The organism is Streptomyces sp. NPDC059169, from assembly GCF_042755225.1.
Lineage (GTDB): Bacteria > Actinomycetota > Actinomycetes > Streptomycetales > Streptomycetaceae > Streptomyces.
In genome coordinates this window covers 32,889-52,090 of sequence record NZ_JBHZCF010000017.1, presented here as the reverse complement: position 1 = coordinate 52,090, position 19,202 = coordinate 32,889, and the positions used below count along the sequence as shown (strand labels likewise).

The 19,202-nt window shown below is 70.6% G+C and carries 15 protein-coding genes and 1 pseudogene; 8 read left to right on the top strand and 8 right to left on the bottom strand.

Annotation, left to right across the window (positions count from 1 at the left end; genetic code table 11):
- Positions 1-40: 40 nt before the first annotated feature.
- The gene (locus ACFXOM_RS27525) at positions 41-3,343 is read right to left on the bottom strand and encodes a S41 family peptidase (RefSeq protein WP_384938966.1); all 3,303 of its coding nucleotides are present in this window, start codon (positions 3,341-3,343) and stop codon (positions 41-43) included.
- Between the two features lie 170 nt (positions 3,344-3,513).
- Between ACFXOM_RS27525 and ACFXOM_RS27520 the strand changes: the two genes are divergently transcribed.
- Positions 3,514-4,101: a TetR/AcrR family transcriptional regulator gene (locus ACFXOM_RS27520; protein WP_384939072.1), complete on the top strand. Its 588-nt coding sequence runs from the start codon at positions 3,514-3,516 to the stop codon at positions 4,099-4,101.
- A gap of 131 nt (positions 4,102-4,232) precedes the next feature.
- Positions 4,233-6,398 (top strand): MMPL family transporter, encoded by a 2,166-nt coding sequence (locus tag ACFXOM_RS27515; RefSeq protein ID WP_385039733.1) that lies wholly within the window; start codon positions 4,233-4,235, stop codon positions 6,396-6,398.
- Positions 6,399-6,447: 49 nt separating this feature from the next.
- On the opposite strand, the gene ACFXOM_RS27510 is transcribed toward ACFXOM_RS27515, so the two are convergent.
- A complete protein-coding gene (locus ACFXOM_RS27510; RefSeq protein ID WP_384948310.1) occupies positions 6,448-6,813 on the bottom strand; it encodes an SsgA family sporulation/cell division regulator in 366 nt (121 codons plus the stop codon).
- 183 nt (positions 6,814-6,996) lie between these two features.
- Here ACFXOM_RS27510 and ACFXOM_RS27505 point away from each other — a divergent pair, with 183 nt between their 5' ends.
- The 4 genes from ACFXOM_RS27505 (at position 6,997) to ACFXOM_RS27490 (ending at position 11,377) form a co-directional block, all read left to right on the top strand.
- Positions 6,997-8,076 (top strand): energy-coupling factor ABC transporter permease, encoded by a 1,080-nt coding sequence (locus ACFXOM_RS27505; protein ID WP_384938972.1) that lies wholly within the window; start codon positions 6,997-6,999, stop codon positions 8,074-8,076.
- Between the two features lies 1 nt (position 8,077).
- A complete protein-coding gene (gene cbiQ / locus ACFXOM_RS27500) occupies positions 8,078-8,839 on the top strand; it encodes a cobalt ECF transporter T component CbiQ (RefSeq protein ID WP_384938974.1) in 762 nt (253 codons plus the stop codon).
- Positions 8,836-9,603 (top strand): energy-coupling factor ABC transporter ATP-binding protein, encoded by a 768-nt coding sequence (locus ACFXOM_RS27495; RefSeq protein ID WP_384938976.1) that lies wholly within the window; start codon positions 8,836-8,838, stop codon positions 9,601-9,603. The genes cbiQ and ACFXOM_RS27495 overlap by 4 nt, the downstream gene beginning before the upstream one ends.
- A 613-nt stretch (positions 9,604-10,216) precedes the next feature.
- The gene (locus tag ACFXOM_RS27490) at positions 10,217-11,377 is read left to right on the top strand and encodes a serine hydrolase domain-containing protein (protein ID WP_385039855.1); all 1,161 of its coding nucleotides are present in this window, start codon (positions 10,217-10,219) and stop codon (positions 11,375-11,377) included.
- Positions 11,378-11,494: 117 nt separating this feature from the next.
- Here the strand turns inward: ACFXOM_RS27490 and ACFXOM_RS27485 are convergent.
- Positions 11,495-11,590 (bottom strand): annotated as a pseudogene (locus ACFXOM_RS27485) (EamA family transporter); the annotation flags it as partial.
- A 46-nt stretch (positions 11,591-11,636) separates the two neighbouring features.
- Positions 11,637-12,422 (bottom strand): enoyl-CoA hydratase/isomerase family protein, encoded by a 786-nt coding sequence (locus tag ACFXOM_RS27480; protein ID WP_385039730.1) that lies wholly within the window; start codon positions 12,420-12,422, stop codon positions 11,637-11,639.
- 81 nt (positions 12,423-12,503) lie between these two features.
- Between ACFXOM_RS27480 and ACFXOM_RS27475 the strand changes: the two genes are divergently transcribed.
- Positions 12,504-13,031 (top strand): winged helix-turn-helix transcriptional regulator, encoded by a 528-nt coding sequence (locus ACFXOM_RS27475; protein ID WP_384938980.1) that lies wholly within the window; start codon positions 12,504-12,506, stop codon positions 13,029-13,031.
- Between the two features lie 143 nt (positions 13,032-13,174).
- On the opposite strand, the gene ACFXOM_RS27470 is transcribed toward ACFXOM_RS27475, so the two are convergent.
- Entirely contained in the window at positions 13,175-14,722 is a 1,548-nt protein-coding gene (locus ACFXOM_RS27470; RefSeq protein WP_384938982.1) for a DHA2 family efflux MFS transporter permease subunit, read from the bottom strand.
- A gap of 336 nt (positions 14,723-15,058) precedes the next feature.
- A complete protein-coding gene (locus ACFXOM_RS27465) occupies positions 15,059-16,678 on the bottom strand; it encodes a penicillin-binding transpeptidase domain-containing protein (RefSeq protein ID WP_384938984.1) in 1,620 nt (539 codons plus the stop codon).
- A 106-nt stretch (positions 16,679-16,784) separates the two neighbouring features.
- On the opposite strand from ACFXOM_RS27465, the gene ACFXOM_RS27460 reads away from it, so the two are divergent.
- On the top strand, positions 16,785-17,447 hold the full coding sequence (locus tag ACFXOM_RS27460; protein ID WP_384948309.1) for a histone deacetylase: 663 nt from the start codon (positions 16,785-16,787) through the stop codon (positions 17,445-17,447).
- Positions 17,448-17,608: 161 nt separating this feature from the next.
- On the opposite strand, the gene ACFXOM_RS27455 is transcribed toward ACFXOM_RS27460, so the two are convergent.
- Positions 17,609-18,304 (bottom strand): L,D-transpeptidase, encoded by a 696-nt coding sequence (locus tag ACFXOM_RS27455; RefSeq protein ID WP_384938988.1) that lies wholly within the window; start codon positions 18,302-18,304, stop codon positions 17,609-17,611.
- Between the two features lie 444 nt (positions 18,305-18,748).
- On the bottom strand, positions 18,749-19,111 hold the full coding sequence (locus tag ACFXOM_RS27450; protein WP_384938990.1) for an HGxxPAAW family protein: 363 nt from the start codon (positions 19,109-19,111) through the stop codon (positions 18,749-18,751).
- Positions 19,112-19,202 lie beyond the last annotated feature (91 nt).

The following is a 19,202-nucleotide window of genomic DNA, read 5'->3' as shown; positions in this document are numbered from 1 at the left end:
TTCGGTGTTCGGCCGGTCCTCGACGGCGGGCCGGTCGTGTTCAGGTCCGGGGTGGCAGTTTCGGGCGCCGCAGGTCCGGGACGTCGTCGTAGCAGGGAGAGGTCGCCGGGGGCTGCTCGTCGAGCCGGTCGAGGGCGACCTGGACCGCGGCCTCCAGGTCGGTGCGTTTGCCCTCGGCCCAGTGGAGCGGCGGCCGCTCGGCGAAGATGTCGGGTTCGACGCCGTGGTTCTCGATCGACCAGCCGTAGGCCTCGAACCAGGCGGCGTTCATCGGCACGGTGATCACCGTGCCGTCGCCGAGTCGGTGCCGTCCCGTCATCCCGACCACGCCGCCCCAGGTGCGCTGGCCCACCACCGGGCCGAGCTGAAGCAGTTTGAACGCGGCCGTGATCATGTCGCCGTCGGACGATGTGGCTTCGTCGGCGAGCGCCACCACCGGCCCGCGCGGGGCGTTCGACATGTACGAAACCGCCTGGGCGTTGCGGGTCAGGTCCCAGCCCAGGATCGTGCGGGTCAACTGCTCGATCACCAGCTCGCTGATGTGTCCGCCCGCGTTGCCGCGGACGTCGACGATCAGGGCGGGACGGGACATCTCCATCCGCAGGTCGCGGTTGAACTGCGCCCAACCGGATCCGCCCATGTCCGGGATGTGGAGGTAGCCGCACGTGCCGCCGCTCAACTCCCGTACGACGGCTCGGCGTTTGGCGACCCAGTCCTGGTACCGCAGCGGGCGTTCGTCCACGAGGGGCACGATCGCGACCCGGCGGGCGTGCCCTCCGGCCGCACCCGCGTCGTCGGCAGGGCCGGCCGGGTCGTTCCCGGACGTACCGGGCGGCAGGAAGGTCAGCTCCACCGTCGTGCCACCCGCCGCCGACAGCAGCGGGTACGGGCCGGCCACCGGGTCCACCGGCCGGCCGTCCACGTGGGTGAGGACGGACCCGTCGCGGATTCCGGTACCGGCGAGCGGCGAACGGGCCTTGGAGTCCGAGGAATCGCCCAGCAGGATCCGTTGGACGGCCCAACCCTCCTCCCTGTGAACGAAGTTGGTGCCCAGTAGGCCGATGGCGCGCTGGTAGTGCGGCGGCCCCTCGTTGCGTCGGGCGGGTGTGACGTAGGCATGGGAGGTGCCGAGCTCGCCGAGCACTTCCCGGAGCAGGTCGGCGAACTCGTCGGGGGAGGCGACCCGTTCGACCAGGGGGCGGTACTGCTGCAGCACCGCGTCCCAGTCGATGCCGCACATGTCCGGCTCCCAGAAGTACGCGCGGATGAGGCGGCCCGCCTCCTCGTACGCCCCGCGCCACTCGGCGGCGGGATCCACCTCGTGCAGGATCCGGCGCAGGTCGAGGTAGACGGTCGAGTCGCTGTCGCCCGATTCGGTCGCGGGGAGCGCGCGCAGCTCGCCCTCGTCCACGACCACCAGCCGGGTCCCGTCGCCGCTGACGGCGAACCCGTCGAGGTGCTGGACGAGTTCGGTCTTGCGGGCCTTGGTGATGTCGAAGTGCTCCAGCGTGGGCCGCGGTGACGGGTCGGCGGGGTTGGCGAACGTCTCCCCGAGGGCTCCCGAGATCGGCCAGCGCAGCCAGACGAGGCCGCCGCCGCTGACCGGGTACAGCGCGGAGTACTTGGACGCCGCCACGGGGAACGGGGTGACGCGGTTCTCCAGCCCTTCCACCTCGACCATGGCGGTGCCTTCCCCGGGGTCCGTCTCGTCGGGGTCGAGACCGCCGGCCGCCGGCCGTCCGTCCGGCAGCAGTGCGAACGGCGAGGGGATCGCCGACGTCAGCGGTACGAGATAGGGGCGGCACCCCAGCGGGAACGAGAGGTCCCCGGTGTGCACGTCGTACACCGGGTCGAAGCCGCGCCAGGAGAGGAAGGCCAGATATCGGCCGTCGCGGGTGAAGACGGGATTCTCGTCCTCGAAGCGGCCGTTGGTGACGTCGATGACCGTGCGGGGCTCCGGACCGGTGATCCGGGCCATCTTGATCTGCCGCAGTGAGCGTCCGATGCCGGGGTGCGACCAGGTCAGCCAGTTCCCGTGCGGGGAGAAGGCGAGGTCGCGCACCGGCCCGTTGTCGGAACGGGCCACTTCCGTCACGTCGTTGTCGGAGTCCTCGGTCGCGTCGAGCAGGAGCAGCCTTCCGTCGTGCGAGGCGATCGCGAGGCGTTCGCCCCTCGGATCCGACTTCAGCTCCAGGACCCGTCCGAGCCGTCCGGAGGCGAGCCGCCGGGGCTCCCGTTCGCCGGTCGCCCGCGGCAGGTACGCGACCTCGACCGCGTCGTCGCCGTCGGCGTCCGTGACGTAGGCGACCTGCCCGCTGCCACCGAGCATTTCCGGCAGCCGCACCCGCACCCCCGGCGTGTCCGCGATGGTCCGTGCAGGGCCGTCGCGGTGCGTGAGCCAGTACAGGCTGCCGCGTACGGAGACGGCGCTGGCACGGCCCGTCGTGTCGACGCTGAGTCCCGCGACGTGGTTGGAGGCGGGAACCTGGTAGGGGCGCCGCCCGGCGCGCGGGCCGCCGAGCCTCACCTGCAGCTTGCGCGGCTCAGCGCCCGGCGCCAGGTCCTCGACGATCCACAGGTCGCCGGCGCACTGGTACACGACCCGGCGCCCGTCGCTCGACGCGTGCCGGGCGTAGAACGCGTCGTGGTCGGTGTGGCGGCGCAGGTCGGTGCCGTCGGGAAGGCAGGAGTAGAGGTTGCCCACGCCTTCGTGGTCGGACAGGAAGGCGATGCGGTCGCCCACGAACATGCAGCAGTCCAGATGGCCGCCGATGTCCGGCAGCAGCCGTTCGCCGTGCAGGTAGAGCCGCCCCGTCGCACCGCCCCTGTACCGCTTCCACCCGGCCGGTTCGTGCGGTGGCTTCCCGGTGAGCAGAAGCGTGCGGTGCTGCCCGTCCGCGTCGGCCACCGCGATGTCCGAGACGGGCCCCCAGGGCAGGCGCTTGCCGGGGTCTCCCTCCGTGCCCACCTTGTAGGCCCAGGAGAAGTAGGAGAACGGCTGGCCGTGCGAGGAGACCGCGAGGATGTTGCCGTCCGGGTCCCAGCCGCAGACCCGGGTGTCGGTCGATCCCCAGTAGCTGAGCCGCCGACCGGGACCGCCGTCCACGGGCGCCAGGTGGATCTCGGGATCGAGGCTGCGCCAGGTCGTGTACGCGATGTGATGCCCGTCGGGCGAGAAGCGGGGGTGGCCGACCCGGGTCCGGTCGACGGTCAGGCGCCAGGCGCGGCCCGGCTGGTGGCCTTCGGGAACGAGCGGCGCGATCCACAGGTCGTCTTCGGAGGCGAAGCACAGCAAGTCGTCGTGCAGATGCGGAAATCGGAGGTACGCGACGTCTTCACTCACCTTCCAATGCTTTCCGGGTCGGGAGGGCGTGGCAACTCGTGGGAGGGGGCGCCTCGGAGCGGAGGCTCCACACTGTGGCCCAAGCCACGTACGAAACGGTTTCGTTTCGCTGGAGCGGGGGGTATCTTCGTACTGTACGAAACCGTTTCGTTCGGGAGGTCGGTATGGCAATGGCACGCACCAGGCTCACGCCGGAGCGCGAGGCCGAGCTGTACAACGCGGTGCTCGACCTGCTGCGCGAGGTCGGCTACGACGCCCTGACCATGGACGCCGTGGCTGCACGGACCCGCTCCAGCAAAGCCACCCTCTACCGCCAGTGGGGGAGCAAGCCGGAGCTGGTCGCCATGTCGCTGCGCCACAGCAAGCCGGTTGACGTCTCCCAGATCGACACCGGCAGCCTGCGCGGCGACTTCCACGAGATGGTGAGGCTCTCCGACGACTGCCAGATGGAACGGGACACCGCGCTGATGCGGGGCCTCGCCCGGGCGGTCCACGAGAACGACGATCTGCTGCAGGCGCTGCGCGAGCTGTTCATCGAGCCGGAGATCACCGGTCTCGACGCCCTGCTGCAGCGGGCGATCGCCCGCGGTGAGATCGCCGCGGACAACCCCGCGCTGAAGTTCCTGTCGCACATGCTGGTCGGCGCGTTCGTGGCCCACCCGCTGATCCAGGACGAGCCCTTGAGCCAGGGCTTCCTGGGCGACTACCTGGACGCCGTCGTGCTCCCCGCGCTGGGTCTCCCCGCCCACGGCGCCTGATCTCCCCGTACCGCCGACCGTCTCCCCGTACCACCCCAGAGAAGCCCCCACCTGACGCGCACCGCTCACGTCGTCGGGCTGGTCCTGCCTGCCCCAAATCGTCCCAACGACCTGACCGGGAGTCCGTACTCGTGGCTACGTTCCTGTACAAACTCGGGCGGTTCGCCTTCCGGCGCCGCCGATTCGTCGCCCTCGTGTGGGTGGCCCTGCTGGCGCTGGCCGGTGTCGCCGCGTCCTCCGCGTCCACCGCCACCTCCAACTCCTTCTCCATCCCCGGGACCGAGGCCCAGAAGGCCTTCGACCTGCTGGACGAGCGCTTCCCCGGCACGAGTGCCCACGGCGCCACCGCGCGCGTCGTGTTCAAGGCGCCGGCTGGTCAGAAGATGACCGACCCGGCGAACAAGGCCGAGGTGCAGAAGGTCGTCGCCGAGCTGAAGTCCGGCTCGAAGCAGGTCGCCTCGGTCGTCGACCCGTACGCCGCAAAGGCCGTCAGCCGGGACGGCTCCGTCGCCTACACCCAGGTCTCGTACAAGGTCAGCGGCATGGAGCTGACCGACGAGGACCGCGAGGCATTGACCGGCGCCGGCGAGAAGGCCGAGGGCTCCGGGCTCACCGTCGAGATCGGCGGCGACGCGCTGCAGGCCGCGCCCGAAACCGGTGCCTCCGAGGTCATCGGCGTCGCCATCGCCGCCGTCGTGCTGCTGATCACCTTCGGTTCGCTGGTGGCGGCAGGGCTGCCGCTGGTCACCGCCATCATCGGCGTCGGCATCGGCGTCTCCACCATCACCGCCCTCGCGAACGTCCTCGACCTCGGCTCCACCACCGCCACGCTGGCGACGATGATCGGTCTCGCGGTCGGCATCGACTACGCCCTGTTCATCGTCTCCCGCTACCGTGCCGAACTCGCCGAGGGGCGCGAGCGCGAGGACGCGGCGGGGCGGGCCGTCGGCACCGCCGGCTCTGCCGTGGTCTTCGCCGGGTTGACCGTCGTCATCGCCCTCGTCGGCCTCGCCGTCGTCAACATCCCGATGCTCAGCAAGATGGGCTTCGCCGCGGCGGGGACGGTCGCGATCGCCGTGCTCATCGCGCTCACCCTGATACCGGCGCTGCTCGGCTTCGCAGGTAGGCAGGTCCTCGGCCGCAAGGTCCGCAAGGACAAGGCCGTCGACGGCGACAAGCCCAACATGGGCACCCGCTGGGCGGGCTTCGTGCTGCGCCGGCCGGTCGTCGTGCTGCTCCTCGGGGTCCTCGGCCTCGGTGCGGTCGCCGTCCCCGCCGCGTCGCTGGAGATGGGCCTGCCGGACGACGGCTCCCAGCCCACCAGCACCACCCAGCGCAAGGCGTACGACCTCCTGTCCGACGGGTTCGGCCCGGGCTTCAACGGCCCCCTGCTCATCGTCGTCGACGGCGGCAAGGCTGCGGCGGACCGTACGACCAAGGACATCCGGAAGCTCGACGACGTCGCGGCAGTGATGCCCGCGACGATGAACCGGGCCGGCGACACGGCGATGATCACCGTGATCCCGAAGGACCGGCCGAGTTCCACGGAGACCGAGGACCTCGTCCACACCATCAGGGACACCAGCGGCGACGACGTCTACGTCACCGGCACCACGGCGATGAACATCGACTTCTCGCAGCGCATGAACGACGCCCTCGTGCCCTACCTGGCACTCGTCGTCGGGCTCGCCTTCCTGCTGCTCATGGTCGTCTTCCGTTCGGTGCTCGTCCCGCTCAAGGCGGCGCTCGGCTTCCTGCTGTCGGTGGTCGCCGCCCTCGGTGCGGTCGTCGCGGTCTTCCAGTGGGGCTGGCTCGGCTCCCTGTTCGGCGTCGAGCAGACCGGCCCGATCATGTCGATGATGCCGATCTTCATGGTCGGCGTGGTCTTCGGGCTGGCCATGGACTACGAGGTCTTCCTGGTCACGCGGATGCGTGAGGCATTCGTCCACGGTGAGGGGTCGGGCCAGGCGATCGTCACCGGCTTCCGGCATGGTGCCCGGGTGGTCACCGCCGCCGCGGTGATCATGATCGCGGTCTTCTCCGGCTTCATCGGCTCCAGCGAGCAGATGGTGAAGATGATCGGCTTCGGTCTGGCGATCGCGGTCTTCTTCGACGCCTTCGTGGTGCGGATGGCGATCGTGCCGGCGGTGCTGGCGCTGCTGGGCAAGCGGGCCTGGTGGCTGCCGCGCTGGCTGGACCGGGTGCTGCCGAGCGTGGACGTCGAGGGGGAGGCGTTGCAGGCGAAGGACCTGGCCGCGGACCACGCGGAAGGGGAGCGCGAACTCGTGCGCGCTTGACCGCGCCTCACCGCCGGGGGAGCCCCTGGCGGACCGGTGGCCGTGCCCGTCAGCTCTTCGTGGCGGGCGCGGCCGCTTCCGTGTACGTGCGGCGCAGGAAGCGGACGAGGACGCGGGCGTCGAACTGGACCACGGCGACGCTGTCAGGATCGTGGCACTCGAACACGACCTGGGCCCGTCCGCACGGCCAGACCGTGATCCTGCCGCTGCGGGCGGGGACGCGCAGTCCCGTCTCCAGCAGCTCACGGGGGAACGACCACACGGTGCCGCTCGGGTAGACGAAACGGACGGTCCCGGTGCCCTCGTCGGGCTCGTAGCGCAGGGCCACCGGCACGGACCGGAAATGAGGGGCGTCGTTGACGATCCGGGCCTTCGCGTGCTCTTCGACGGAGGGGCTTTCGACTGCTGGGGACATCGGCCAGCTCCTCACATTTGGTGCTGTTTGTTATCTAATGTCGCATATTTTCGGCGGTGGCCCCCAGCGGGTGGCTCGCTCCTGGCAGAGGAGCGCTCTTGCAACTTGTTCGCAACAAGGAGCATCATCGGACGGTTGCCAGCCGAGGCCCGAGCGGGGCCTGACCCCGGAAGCGGAGCCGCCATGCACGTCCCCGACGGATTCATCGACCTGACCGTGTCCGCAGCTGCCGGAGTTGTCGCCGCAGGTGCGGTGGCGGTCAGCCTGCGGGGCGCGCGACGGGAACTCGGGGGCGACACCCACGCCGGTGGCCTCGGCGGAGACCGCACGGCCCCGCTCGCGGGTCTCGTCGCCGCCTTCATCTTCGCCGTCCAGATGCTCAACTTCCCGGTCGCGGCCGGCACCAGCGGGCACCTCCTGGGCGGCGCGCTCGCGGCGATACTCGTCGGGCCCTATACGGGCGTCCTGTGCATGGCCGTCGTCCTGCTGCTCCAGGGCGTCCTCTTCGCGGACGGCGGGCTCACCGCGCTGGGCGTGAACATCACCGTCATGGGCGTGGTCACGGTCGTCGTCGCCTACACGGTCTTCCGCGGCCTGGTGAAGGTCCTGCCCCGGCGCCGACGCTCGGTGTCCGTTGCCTCCTTCGTCGCGGCGCTGGTGTCCGTGCCGGCCGCAGCAGTCGCCTTCACCCTCATCTACGCGGTCGGCGGCACCACCGACGTCCCGGTCCGCACGGTCCTCGGCGCGATGGTCGGCGTGCACGTCCTGATCGGCATCGGCGAGGCCGTCATCACCGCCGCGACGGTCACCGCCGTGATCGCCGTGCGGCCGGACCTGGTCCACGGGGCCCGCGGGCTGTCCGCACCGCTCAAGCTCCGTGTCGGCGGCGAGCTGGTGGACGCCGCCCCCGCCGCCGCGCCCGCTCCCGTCTCGTCCCGCCCGGTCTGGATCGCGGGCCTGGTCACCTCGCTCGTACTGGCCGGATTCGTTTCCTTCTACGCCTCCGCCAGCCCCGACGGGCTGGAGAAGGTCGCCGCCGACAAGGGCATCGACCAAAGGGTCGAGGAGCACGCGGCAGCCGACTCCCCGCTCGCCGACTACGGCGTCAAGGACGTCCAGAACGTCCGGCTCTCCGGCGGCCTCGCCGGAGTGATCGGCGTCGGCGCCACCGCCGTGGTGGGCAGCGGTGTCTTCTGGACGGTCAAGCGCCGCCGCCGCGACGAGCCCGCGACCCCGACCGCCGTCCCCGAGGAGACCGTCTGACATGGGCGCGGGTCACTCCCACAAGCTCTACCGGGACGAGAGGTCGCCGGTCCACGCGCTGCCCCCGCACTGCAAGATCGCCGCGACGCTCTGCTTCGTGCTCGTGGTGGTCTCCACCCCGAGGGAGGCGGTCTGGGCCTTCGGCCTCTACGCCGCGCTGCTGGCCGCCGTCGCCGCGGTGGCGCGCATCCCCGCGGGCTTTCTGCTGCGCCGCATGCTGATCGAGATCCCGTTCGTGGCGTTCGCGCTGATCATGCCGTTCGTGGTGCCGGGCGGGCGGATCGAACTGCTCGGGATCTCCCTCTCCGTCCCCGGGCTCTGGGGCGCCTGGAACATCCTCGCCAAGGGGACGCTGGGCGTCGCCGCGTCCGTCCTGCTCGCCTCGACGACCGAGCTGCGCTCCTTGCTGCTCGGTCTGCAACGCCTCAAACTGCCACCGCTGATGGTGCAGATCGCTTCCTTCATGATCCGCTACGGAGACGTCATCACGGACGAGATGCGACGGATGTCCGTCGCGCGGCGTTCGCGCGGCTTCGAGGCGCGCGGCGTCCGCCACTGGGGCGTCCTCGCCAAATCCGCGGGTGCGCTCTTCATCCGCTCCTACGAGCGCGGGGAGCGGGTACACCTGGCCATGGTCAGCCGCGGATACGCGGGCAGGATGCCGGTGATCGACGAAGTGGCCGCGTCCCGCGCGCAGTGGGCGTACGCCGCCGCACTCCCGTTCTCGGCACTCGCCGTCTGTCTGCTTGGGTGGACCCTATGACTGCCCCCGCACCGTCGTCCCCCTCGCTCGACGTCCGTGGCCTCGCGTACGCCTATCCCGACGGCCACCAGGCCCTGTTCGGCGTCGACCTGACGGTCGCCCGCGGCGAACGGGTCGCCCTGCTCGGCCCCAACGGCGCGGGCAAGACGACGCTCGTCCTCCACCTCAACGGCATCCTCACCGGCGGCGCCGGGACGGTCACGGTCGCCGGGCTCCCGGTCGGCGCCCAGCACATGGCCGAGATCCGCCGCCGGGTCGGCATCGTCTTCCAAGACCCGGACGACCAGCTCTTCATGCCGACCGTGCGGGAGGACGTGGCGTTCGGCCCGGCGGCGGCCGGAATGCGCGGTGCGGAGCTCGAGGCGCGGGTGCGCAGCGCGCTCGCACGGGTCGGCATGGAGGAGTACCTGGAACGCCCCCCGCACCACCTGTCCTTCGGCCAGCGCCGCCGTGTGGCCGTCGCCACCGTGCTCGCGATGGAGCCGGAGATTCTCGTGCTCGACGAGCCCTCGTCCAATCTCGACCCCGCCTCGCGCCGTGAACTCGCCGACATCCTACGTTCGTTGGACGTGACCGTCCTGATGGTGACGCACGATCTGCCCTACGCGTTGGAGCTGTGCCCCCGCTCGGTGGTCCTCAGCGAGGGGGTGATCGCGGCCGACGGCCGGACCCAGGATCTGCTCGGTGACGCCGAACTGATGCGTGCGCACCGGCTGGAGCTGCCGTACGGCTTCGACCCCCGTGCCGTGACGACGGGCGCGTGAACGACGGGAGGACGCCCCGCCCCGAGCCCCTGGGTGACGCTGCTGCTCGGGGACCGGTTGTCGTTCGCGCCGTATGCGGCGCAGCGCGCGGTCACCACCGGCCGGCCGCTCCTCGACGGAACGTGGCCTCGCACCTTCGGCTCCACCGCCTGTAGCGCCCGGCGATGCTGTGCTGGGGAGCGCGGCCAGGTCCCCGTGAAGGAGCTGACCTCGGCGCTGCGGCTGGACTGCGGCACGGCCCCGCCACTGCCTCGACGGGGAGCGGCCGGGTGTGAGCCCCCGTCCGCGGCCCGGAACCCCCGGACTCCAGCCGGGCGGTGCCAGGAATGCCCGAATGCCGGAATTCCCCAACGCCGGCCGGACGGCGTCCGGTGCCGGGACGCCACGCACCCGGTGGACCCGTATCCCCATGCCGCCCGCGGCACCATCGACGTCTCGATCATGATGGGTTGATCGCGTCCGCGCCCCGCGAGCGTCCCGTCCCGACCCGGAATCCGGTCCGCCGCGACCACGTTGCACCATGGAGGAGGACGGGCGGTCGAGGCAGCGCGACGGCGACCCGCGGGAGCGCTGGAGAACGCCGGAGAACTCCGAGGAACAGGGAGCGTGGGACGTGGACGTCCAGGGCACGGTGGCGGAAGGCTTCGAGCCGGTCCGGGACGCCTTCGTACGCAACTTCGAGCAGCGCGGCGAGCGTGGAGCGGCCGTCGCCGTCTACCGCGACGGCCGCAAGGTCGTCGACCTGTGGGCGGGCACCAAGGACATGGACGGCACCGACCCGTGGGCCGTGGACACGGCCCAGACCGTCCGCTCGGCCACGAAGGGCGTCGCCGCCGCCGTGCCGCTGCTGCTCCACCAGCGCGGCCAGCTCGACCTGGACGCGCCGGTCGGGACGTACTGGCCGGAGTTCAAGGCCGCGGGCAAGGAGCGGGCGCTCGTGCGCCACCTGTTGTCGCACCGCGCCGGAGTCCCCGCACTCGACCGTCCCCTCAGCGTCGAGGAGGCCGTGGACGGCAGGTCCGGAGCGCTCGCGGTCGCGGCGCAGCCCCCCGCCTGGGAGCCGGGCACGGACCACGGCTACCACGCACAGACCTACAGCTGGTTGCTCGGCGAGCTCGTGCGTCGGGTGACCGGACGCAGCCTGGGCCGTTGGATCGCCGAAGAGATCGCCCGCCCCCTGGGACTCGACTTCTGGGTGGGTCTCCCCGACGACGAAGCCCACCGCGTCGGCCGGCTGGGTCCGGTGGAGGACCCCCCCGCGGCCACCGGAGGCGGGCTGAAGCTGCGGCCCAAGCGGTCCGTGGCCGAGGCGTACCGGGACCCCGACTCCCTCACCCGCCGTGCGTTCGGCGCCATCGACCCGTTGCCCGACGAGAACGCCCCGCTCTACCGGTCCGCCGAACTCGCCGCCTCCAACGGCATATCCACGGCACGGGCGCTGGCGCGCTTCTACGCGGCGACCGTCGGCGAGGTGGACGGTCACCGTCTCTTTGCCCCGGCCACCCTCACCGTGGCCCGCACCGAAGAGTCCAACGGCCCCGACCGGGTCCTGGTCGTCGGGACCCGCTTCGGCCTCGGCTACATGCTGCACGGTCCGGCGTCGCCGCTGCTGGCCCCCGGCTCGTTCGGCCACCCGGGGCGCGGAGGGTCGTTGGGCTTCGCCGACCCCGAATCCGGTGTGGCGCTCGGCTACGTCACCAACGGCATGCGCAAGGGCGTCACCGCCGATCCGCGCGCACAGGCCCTGGTGAGGGCGGTCCGTTCGGTGCTCTGACCGGCCGTGTGCGTCCGGGGCCGGAGCTGCCGGTGCGGTGGCGGTGCGTAGCCCGCTGCGGCACTGCGGTCCGACCGCAGTACCGCGGTGTGGGGCCGGCGGCGGCACGAACCCGGGTCAGCCCGCGCGCAGCATCAGCCCGATGCCCACCGCCGGCGGCCCCGCCGCCACGATGCGGGGCCCGCCGAAGCGTTCCCTGAAGACGAGAGCCCCCCGCCCCACACACGGGTGTGCCGTGCCGGTGCTACCGGGGGTCGGCTCAGCGACCCGCGAAGGCCGCATGGCCGGGGCCATGAGCCAGCAGGGATGCCGCACCTTCCTGCAGGTCCTGAGAGGCGACGATCTCGCCGGCGAGTGCGGGCATGGCTGTGTCCGCCGCGCCGACACCGCCGTCCGCAGCGAGGCCGATGAGCCGCTTGGTGGCGGCGAGAGCCCTGGTGGGACCCGCGGCAATCCGCTGGACGTAGCGCACTGACTTCTCCTGCAGGTCCTCCGGGGGGAGGAGGCGGTTGACGACGCCCCATTCGTACATGCGGGAGGCTGGATAGACGTTCCCGCCGTAGACGGCCTCCCTCGCCCGGGCGACGCCGACGCGTGCGGCCAGGCGCTGGGCTCCTCCAGCGAAGGGGAATCCGCCGATCGTGGCCTCGATAAGGCCGAACTGGGCGCCTTCGGCAGCCCAGACCATGTCACAGCTCAGGGCCAGCTCCATCCCGCCCGCCAGGCAGAGCCCGTTGACCGTCGCCAGTGTGGGCACCGGAAGTCGCTCGAGGCGTGTGAATGTCGGCAGATTCTCCAGGATGGCTGCCTGCGCCTGCTCGGCGGAGAGCCCCTGGAAGATCCGGACGTCCGCACCCGCCGAGAAGTGCTCGCCATTGCTGCTCACCAGGAGGGCGCGCATGGGTGTGTCGGCCGAAACCGCCTTCTCGGCCGCCGTGACCGCCTTGGTGAGATCGGCGACCAGTTCGGGACCGAGGAGATTGAGGGGGCCATCGTCGAGAACGATCCGGCCGACGTCACCGCTCTGTTCGAAGTGCACTTTCACGCGATCTCCATTCTGAGTCCTGAAACAGGACTCAGTTATAACTGGGTCCTGTTTCAGGATGCAAGGGGTAGCATCGAGGTCATGCGATCCACAGGCATCGGCACGGAGCCGTGCTCCATCGCGCGTTCAGTAGCACTGCTCGGGGACCGGTGGACACTGATCGTGCTGCGTCAAGCGTTTCTCGGGATCCGTCGCTTCGAGGACTTCAGGTCCAGTCTCGGCGTCAGTCGCACACTGCTCTCGCAACGTCTCGGCGCTCTCGTCGAGGAGGGGATCCTCGAACGCCGGGCGTACCGGGACGCCCGGCGCACCCGGGAGGAATATCGGCTGACCGAGAAGGGACTGGATCTGTACCCGGTGCTCATGGCCCTGCGCACATGGGGGGACAGGTACCTGGCTCCGGACGGTGCACCCGTTGTGTACCAGCACCGCGACTGCGGGGGGACAGCGGAGATCCGCCACGTCTGCAACGATTGCGGTCAGGACCTGACGGCGCGGGACGTCGCCCCTCTGCCCGGTCCGGGCAACACTCACGGAGCAGCAGACGAAACCGCCGGTGGAGGTGTGGACCGGAGCCGATCCCCGGCTCCGACTCGCGCATCGGGGTGAAGTCCACTTCCCGCTTCAGGTCGTACTCCTCCGGCCGGATGCCCAGCTCGTCCGTGGAGTACTCGCCGAACCGGTCGGTGTGCTTCGTCGCCGTGTCACGGAAGCCGAGCCAGAACCGGAACTCGTGGAGAGAGCCGCGACGGTCACGCGGGGGAGTCGTCGCCAGTGGGGGAACTACCGGCAAGGGTCCAGAACAGCACTGCTGTGACGGTGCAGAATGCCGCACCGACGGCGACGCTCAACTGGCTGGCTCGGATGAAGTCCTCCTTGGCCGCCGCCACGATGGCCTCCCGCTGGCCGGGAGCGGGCGCGGGCAGCGGCCTGCCCGGCCCGACCTCGGCGACGTAGGCGAACGGGTTGGCCTCCTGGATGATGCGGTCGGTGACCGCCTGACGCGCCCGTGTCTCTGGGACCGCCCCGCGCAGTGCGGCGTCAAGGGTGCCTCCCAGCCAGACGGCCAGGATGGTGCCGAGGACCGCGAAGCCGAACGTTGAACCGATGGCCCGCTGGGCACTGAAGATGCCGGAGGCCATTCCGGCCCTGTCCGGCGAGACCGACCCCACGGCCAGAGTGGTGATCGGAATGACGAGCAGAGCGGTGCCTGCGCCTGTGACGAACAAACCGGCTGCGACCAGGTACACCGAGACCGGCATGCTCAGAGCGATGATGGCCAGCCCCGCGACCAGCAGGAGTTGACCGATCCTGGCGATCGGCAACGCCTCGAACCGTGCGACCAGCCGGCCCGTAACCGGTGACAACACCATGAGGGTGAAAGCGAACGGCAAAATCAGCAGCCCGGCCAGTTCAGGCGAATAGTCCTCGACGTTCTGGACGTACTGCGTGACCACCAGCAGCATGCCGTACACGCCGAAGAACGCGGAGAAGGCTGTGACGATGGCCACGGTGTAGGTGCGGTTTTCGAACAGCCTCACGTCCATCATCGGGTTCGGCAGCCCGTACTCGTACCGACCGAAGACTGCGAACCCGGCCACACCAACGGTCAGCAACGCCAGGACAAGAGGCGACGTCCAGCCGAAGTTCTGGCCCTGGATGAGAGCGTATGCCAGTGCACCGACGGACACGGCGAACAGCATCTGCCCGCCCCAGTCGAAGCCACGGGTCTGCTCCGCACGGGACTCGCCGACGTATCCGAAGGTCAGGGCGAGTGCCAGCACGCCAACAGGGACATTGACCAGGAAGACAGCCCGCCAGCTGATGGCCTCGGTGAGGAAGCCACCGAGCGTGGGCCCCAGAGGTGAGGCAATGGTGGCCACGCCGGTCCACAGCCCAATGGCCTTCGCCCGGTCGCCTTTGTCAGGGAAGGCGGAGCTCACCAGGGCGAGCGAGCTCACGTTCACAGCCGCCGCGGCAACGCCCTGGAAAAATCGGGCGACCGCCATGACTCCGAGGTCCGGAGCCAGGCCGGCAACCACGGAGCAGGCGGTGAAAACCGAGATCCCCACGACGTAGACGAGACGGCGGCCGAAGCGGTCGGCGAAGGTGGCGGCGGCCATGACGAACACGGACAATCCGATGGAGTACGCCGTGACCACCCACTGCAGACCCGACTCGCCCACACCGAAGTCCCGCTGGATGTCGGGCAGGGCCACGTTCGCGATCAGCACGTCGAGAGCCACCAGAAAGACACCCAGCCCGGTCGCGACGACCGTCAGGATCTGGCGCGTGTGCAACTGTTGTGCGGGAAGAGCCGAGCCCGCTCCGTGACCGCCATGACGCCACGGATGACGCGGACTGGGCACGTGTCTCCCTCTGTCTCCCCCCGCAAGGGGCGCCGACCCGCAACCTGCCTTGGGCCTGACGGACGCGGACTCACGGAGAGTTGGAGCAGGTCCGAAAGGTTGAGGAAGGTTCCGGCAAATCCCGAAGGGCTCTTGCAAGTTTGATGTTGTATCAGTCAACCGGCGGGAAGTCCTTCCGCCGCGCCGCCGAAGTCTGCCACGAGGGCGGCGCACGACGGGAGGGGGACGGGCGCGTCCCCGGCCGGGCCCGCCGGACGCCGGGTGAGCTCAGCGTGCCTTGAGGACCGACGCCACCACCGGCCCCGCCGCGTCCCCGCCGTGCCCACCGGCCTGCACCACGGCGGCCGCCGCCAGATCGTCGGCGAACCCGGTGAACCAGCTGTTGGACGCGCCTTGGTCCGCCACCTCCGCGGACCCCGTCTTCGCGCCCTTGTCCTGCGTGCCGACACCGGACATCGCCGCGGCGCCGGTGCCCCATTTCGCCGTGGCCCGCATCATGTCCCGCAGCTGGCTCCAGACCCCGCCGGACAGCTGACGGTTCGCCGTGGCCAGTTCGCGGTCGTCCAGTGCGCGCGGCACGATGACGGGTTGCCGGAATCCGCCGTTCTTCGCCGTGGCCGTGAGGGATGCGATGTTGAGCGCGTTCATCTCAACCGTTCCCTGCCCGATGTACTGGGCCGCGGCCTCGCCGCCCTGTGCCTCGGGAACGCGGCCGTCGAACGTCGTGACACCGGTCTTCCATTCCAGCCCGATGCCGAACACGTCCCGGGAGAGCTTCGCGAGCGCGGTGTCGTCGTGCACGTCGTCGATCTTCTTGATGAAGGCGGTGTTGCAGGACTGCGCGAAGCTCCGCGTGAACGTGCCGTCGGCTATGGCGAAGTGGTCCAGGTTGTGGAAGGTCCGACCCTGCCACATCGCCTCCTTGGGGCACTCCACCTTCCGGTCCGCGGCCACCAGCCCCTTGTCCAGCAGGAGCGCGGCTGTTGCGATCTTCATCGTCGAACCGGGCGCCTGCCTGCCCTGGAATGCCGCGTTGAACCCGTCCTTGCGGTTGTTGGCGACGGCGCGGATTTCGCCCGTGCTCGGCTTGATCGCGACGACCGAGGACTCCGCGAAGCGCTTCACCGCCGTTTCGGCCGCGGCCTGGACGTCCGCGTCCAGCGTGGTCTCCAGCTTCCCGGGCTCGCCCTCGGCGAGCGTCACCAGCGTCGTGTCCGGCGCTTGGCCGGCGGAGCGCACCACCAGTTCCACCCCCGGCTTGCCGCCGGCCTTCTCACCGTACTTCTTCCGCAGTTCGTCCAGCACCGGCCCGAGCGAGGGGTACTTCTCCTTCGTCAGCTCCTTGCCGTGGCGGTCCACCGCCTTGATCGGCGGAGCCTCCGCGAGGCCCGTCACGAGCTGCGCGTCCTTGCCGAGCTTCGGGTGGATGACGGAGGGCTTCCAGTCGACCAGCGGCCTGCCCGTGGTGAGCCCGCGCACGACGGTGAGTTCGGAGGCGTACGTCCAGGGCTTGCTCTCCCCTTCGTAGGAGATCACCCCCGTCACCGTGAACGGCACCTTCGTGCCGACCGCTTGCCCCTGTTCCATCTTCACGCCCGTCACGTGCGCGCTCTGCCGGTACGCGGCGATGACGGGCTCGGCCTCCGCGGCGTTGTTGGTGAGCTGTGCGGCCCCCGGCGCCTTACCCGCCGCCCACGCGGCGAGGAAGTCCTTCGCGGTGGTGCTGACCTCATCCCGACTCGGCGGCCCCGATCTCTTCGTCTCGACCTTGGGTTCCGCCGTGCCGGGGCTCTCGCCGCCCAGCATGGTGTACGCGCCGTACCCCACGCCCCCCGCGACCATGACGAACACCCCGCCGACGACGGCGACCTTCGCTCCGCTGCGCACTTCTGAGTCCTCCCCGTATCCCCGAAACCACTCAGCGTAGGCTCGCGCAGTGGCAGATGGGACGGGTGTTATCGGACCGTGCCGCGGAAGGGGTGGGTCCGTCACCATGGACGATGTGCGTGCCCTCGAGAACACCCGTCCCGCGAATCCGGCGTCCGACCAGGTCTGGTACGCCGCCTACGGTTCCAACATGCACCTGGACCGGCTTGCGGCCTACCTCGCGGGGGGTCGCCCGCCGGGGGCGCTGCGGAGCTGTCCCGGCTGCCGGGACCACCGCGCCCCGGCGGCATCCGTCCCCGTCGAACTCCCGGGCGCCCTCTACTTCGCCACCCGTTCGCCGGTGTGGCTCGGCGGTAGGGCCTTCTACGACCCCGACGCGCAGGGCCGGGTGCGCGCCCGGGCCCATCTGGTCACGGTCGGGCAGTTCTCCGACATCGCGGCACAGGAGATGTACCGGGCACCGGGGGCGGACCTCGACCTCGGCGAGGTGCTGGACCGAGGCTCGGCGGTGCTCGGTGACGGGCGCTACGAACGGCTCGTGTGCCCCGGCACCCTCGACGGCGTACCGCTGCTCACCTTCACGGCCCCCTGGGGGCTTGACGACGTGCCGTGGGAGAGGCCGTCCGCGGCGTACGTGCGGCACCTGGCGAGCGGGCTGTCGGAGGCCGGTGCCTGGGACGTCCTGGACATCGCGGACTACCTGGCCCGTTGCCCGGGGGCTGCGGGGCGGTGGAGCGTGCCGGAGGTGGTCGCCCTTCTCCGTGAGTAGGACCCGGTGGGCGCCGGAACTGATCCTGCACGGCTCTGCGCGCACGGCTCTGCGCGCACGGCTCTGCGCGCACGGCTCTTCCTGCACGGAGCAACGGCCCGGAACTCGTGTGGTCCGGGCCGTTGCAGCGGCCGTGCGGGTCCGTGTGCGGACCCGGCGGCTCAGGTCCCCGGCTTGCGGCCGTAGACGAAGACCTCGTCCCCGTTGCGGAGCAGGCTCCAGTACCTGGCCGCGTCCCCCTTGGTCATGTTGACGCAGCCGTGCGAACCGGGCGGTGCCCAGACGCTGATGCCCACCGAGTGGAAGGCCTGGCCGCCGTCGAAGAACTGGCTGTACGGCATCGGCACGTCGTACAGGCTCGACACGTGGTCGATGTCGCGCCAGTAGATCTTCTTCAGACCGGTGCGGGTCGCGTGGCCCTTGCGGCCGGTGCGGACCGCGACCGGCCCGTACACCAGCCGACTGCCGTCCTGGATCCAGCTGAGCTGCAACGTCAGGTCGACACAGGCGATGCGTCCCTTGTTCACGGGGCACTTGCCGGACTTGTTCGGATTCTTCCCGACGGCCTTCTGCTTGTTCATCAGATCCGTGACGCCCCACGTCACGGGGCCCGCCAGCCCGACGTTCGGGCTGATCGAGTGCTTCGTCTGGAAGGCCTGGATCGCCTTGCAGTCGGCGGCCGACTGCTTGCCGTCGACCGGGCGGCCGAGGAACCTCTCGACCTGCTTCTGGTACGGCCCGGTCTGCGTGGTGCACGTCGCCGCCTGCGCGGTCGTGCCCCCCACGGCCAGAGTGAGCGGGGCCACCAGTGCGGTGAGCCCGAGTGCGACGAGTGCTCGCCGGCGTATGTCCCCCACGGCTGTCGACTCCCTTTGCGTGTGTGGTGCGAGTTCCGCACGGTAGACGGCCGGGGGGCGGGGCCAGTTGTACGACGCAGGCGACGTTTCCGTAACAGCCGCACGGAGGTGGCCGGTACCTCGCCGGGTGCGGGCGCACGACGGCGGGAGGGCGGCCTCGAAGAAGACCCACGGCAGGGCGGCCCGGAGCAGCGCCGCGGCCATCGAGACCAGCGGCGAACTGTGCGACGACGGCATCGGGGAAGGGCCCTGCCCCGCACCGTGCGGGCGTCGCGTAGGGCCTTGCCGTCCACGGCGGCCACGGGCGGCGGGCCGGGCGGCGCCAGGTGCTCAGTCGCGTGCTGGGCGACTCGCCGCTCCTCGAGCTCCGCGGGGCCCCGGTCTGCCACTTTCGGCGTGTGCCCTCGGTCGGGTGTGGGTCCTGGGCCGGGTGTTGGTCCTCGGTCAGGTGTCGGCAAGGGCGGGCTCCATCGGACGGTCTTCGGCGTGTTGGTGGGGTGCCCGTCGTCCTGCAAGGCGGCAGCCGAGGCAGTCGGGGTGGCCGTTGCGGGCGCTGTGGTCCCTGACTCGGTAGTCCCACTGGGCGATGGGGCGGGGGCCGCTCGGCTTGCCCCAGCCTGCCAGGTGGAGCATCCACGTGGTCAGCGGCGCCAGGATGAGCACTGCCGCACCCGCGAGCATGAAGGGGCCTGATGCAGCTGCTACTCCGAGGCCGCACAGTGCGAAGCCCAGCGATGCCATGCCCGTGCCGGTCCAGCCTGCAACGGTGTGGCCCATGTCGTAGTCGTCGTCACCGTGGATGAACATGATCGGGGTCCTTGAGAGCTGTGAGGATGGAGCAGTCCTCCGAGATGTTTTATCTCGCGAGCTAAGTAACTTAGATGCTAAGGGGATATGG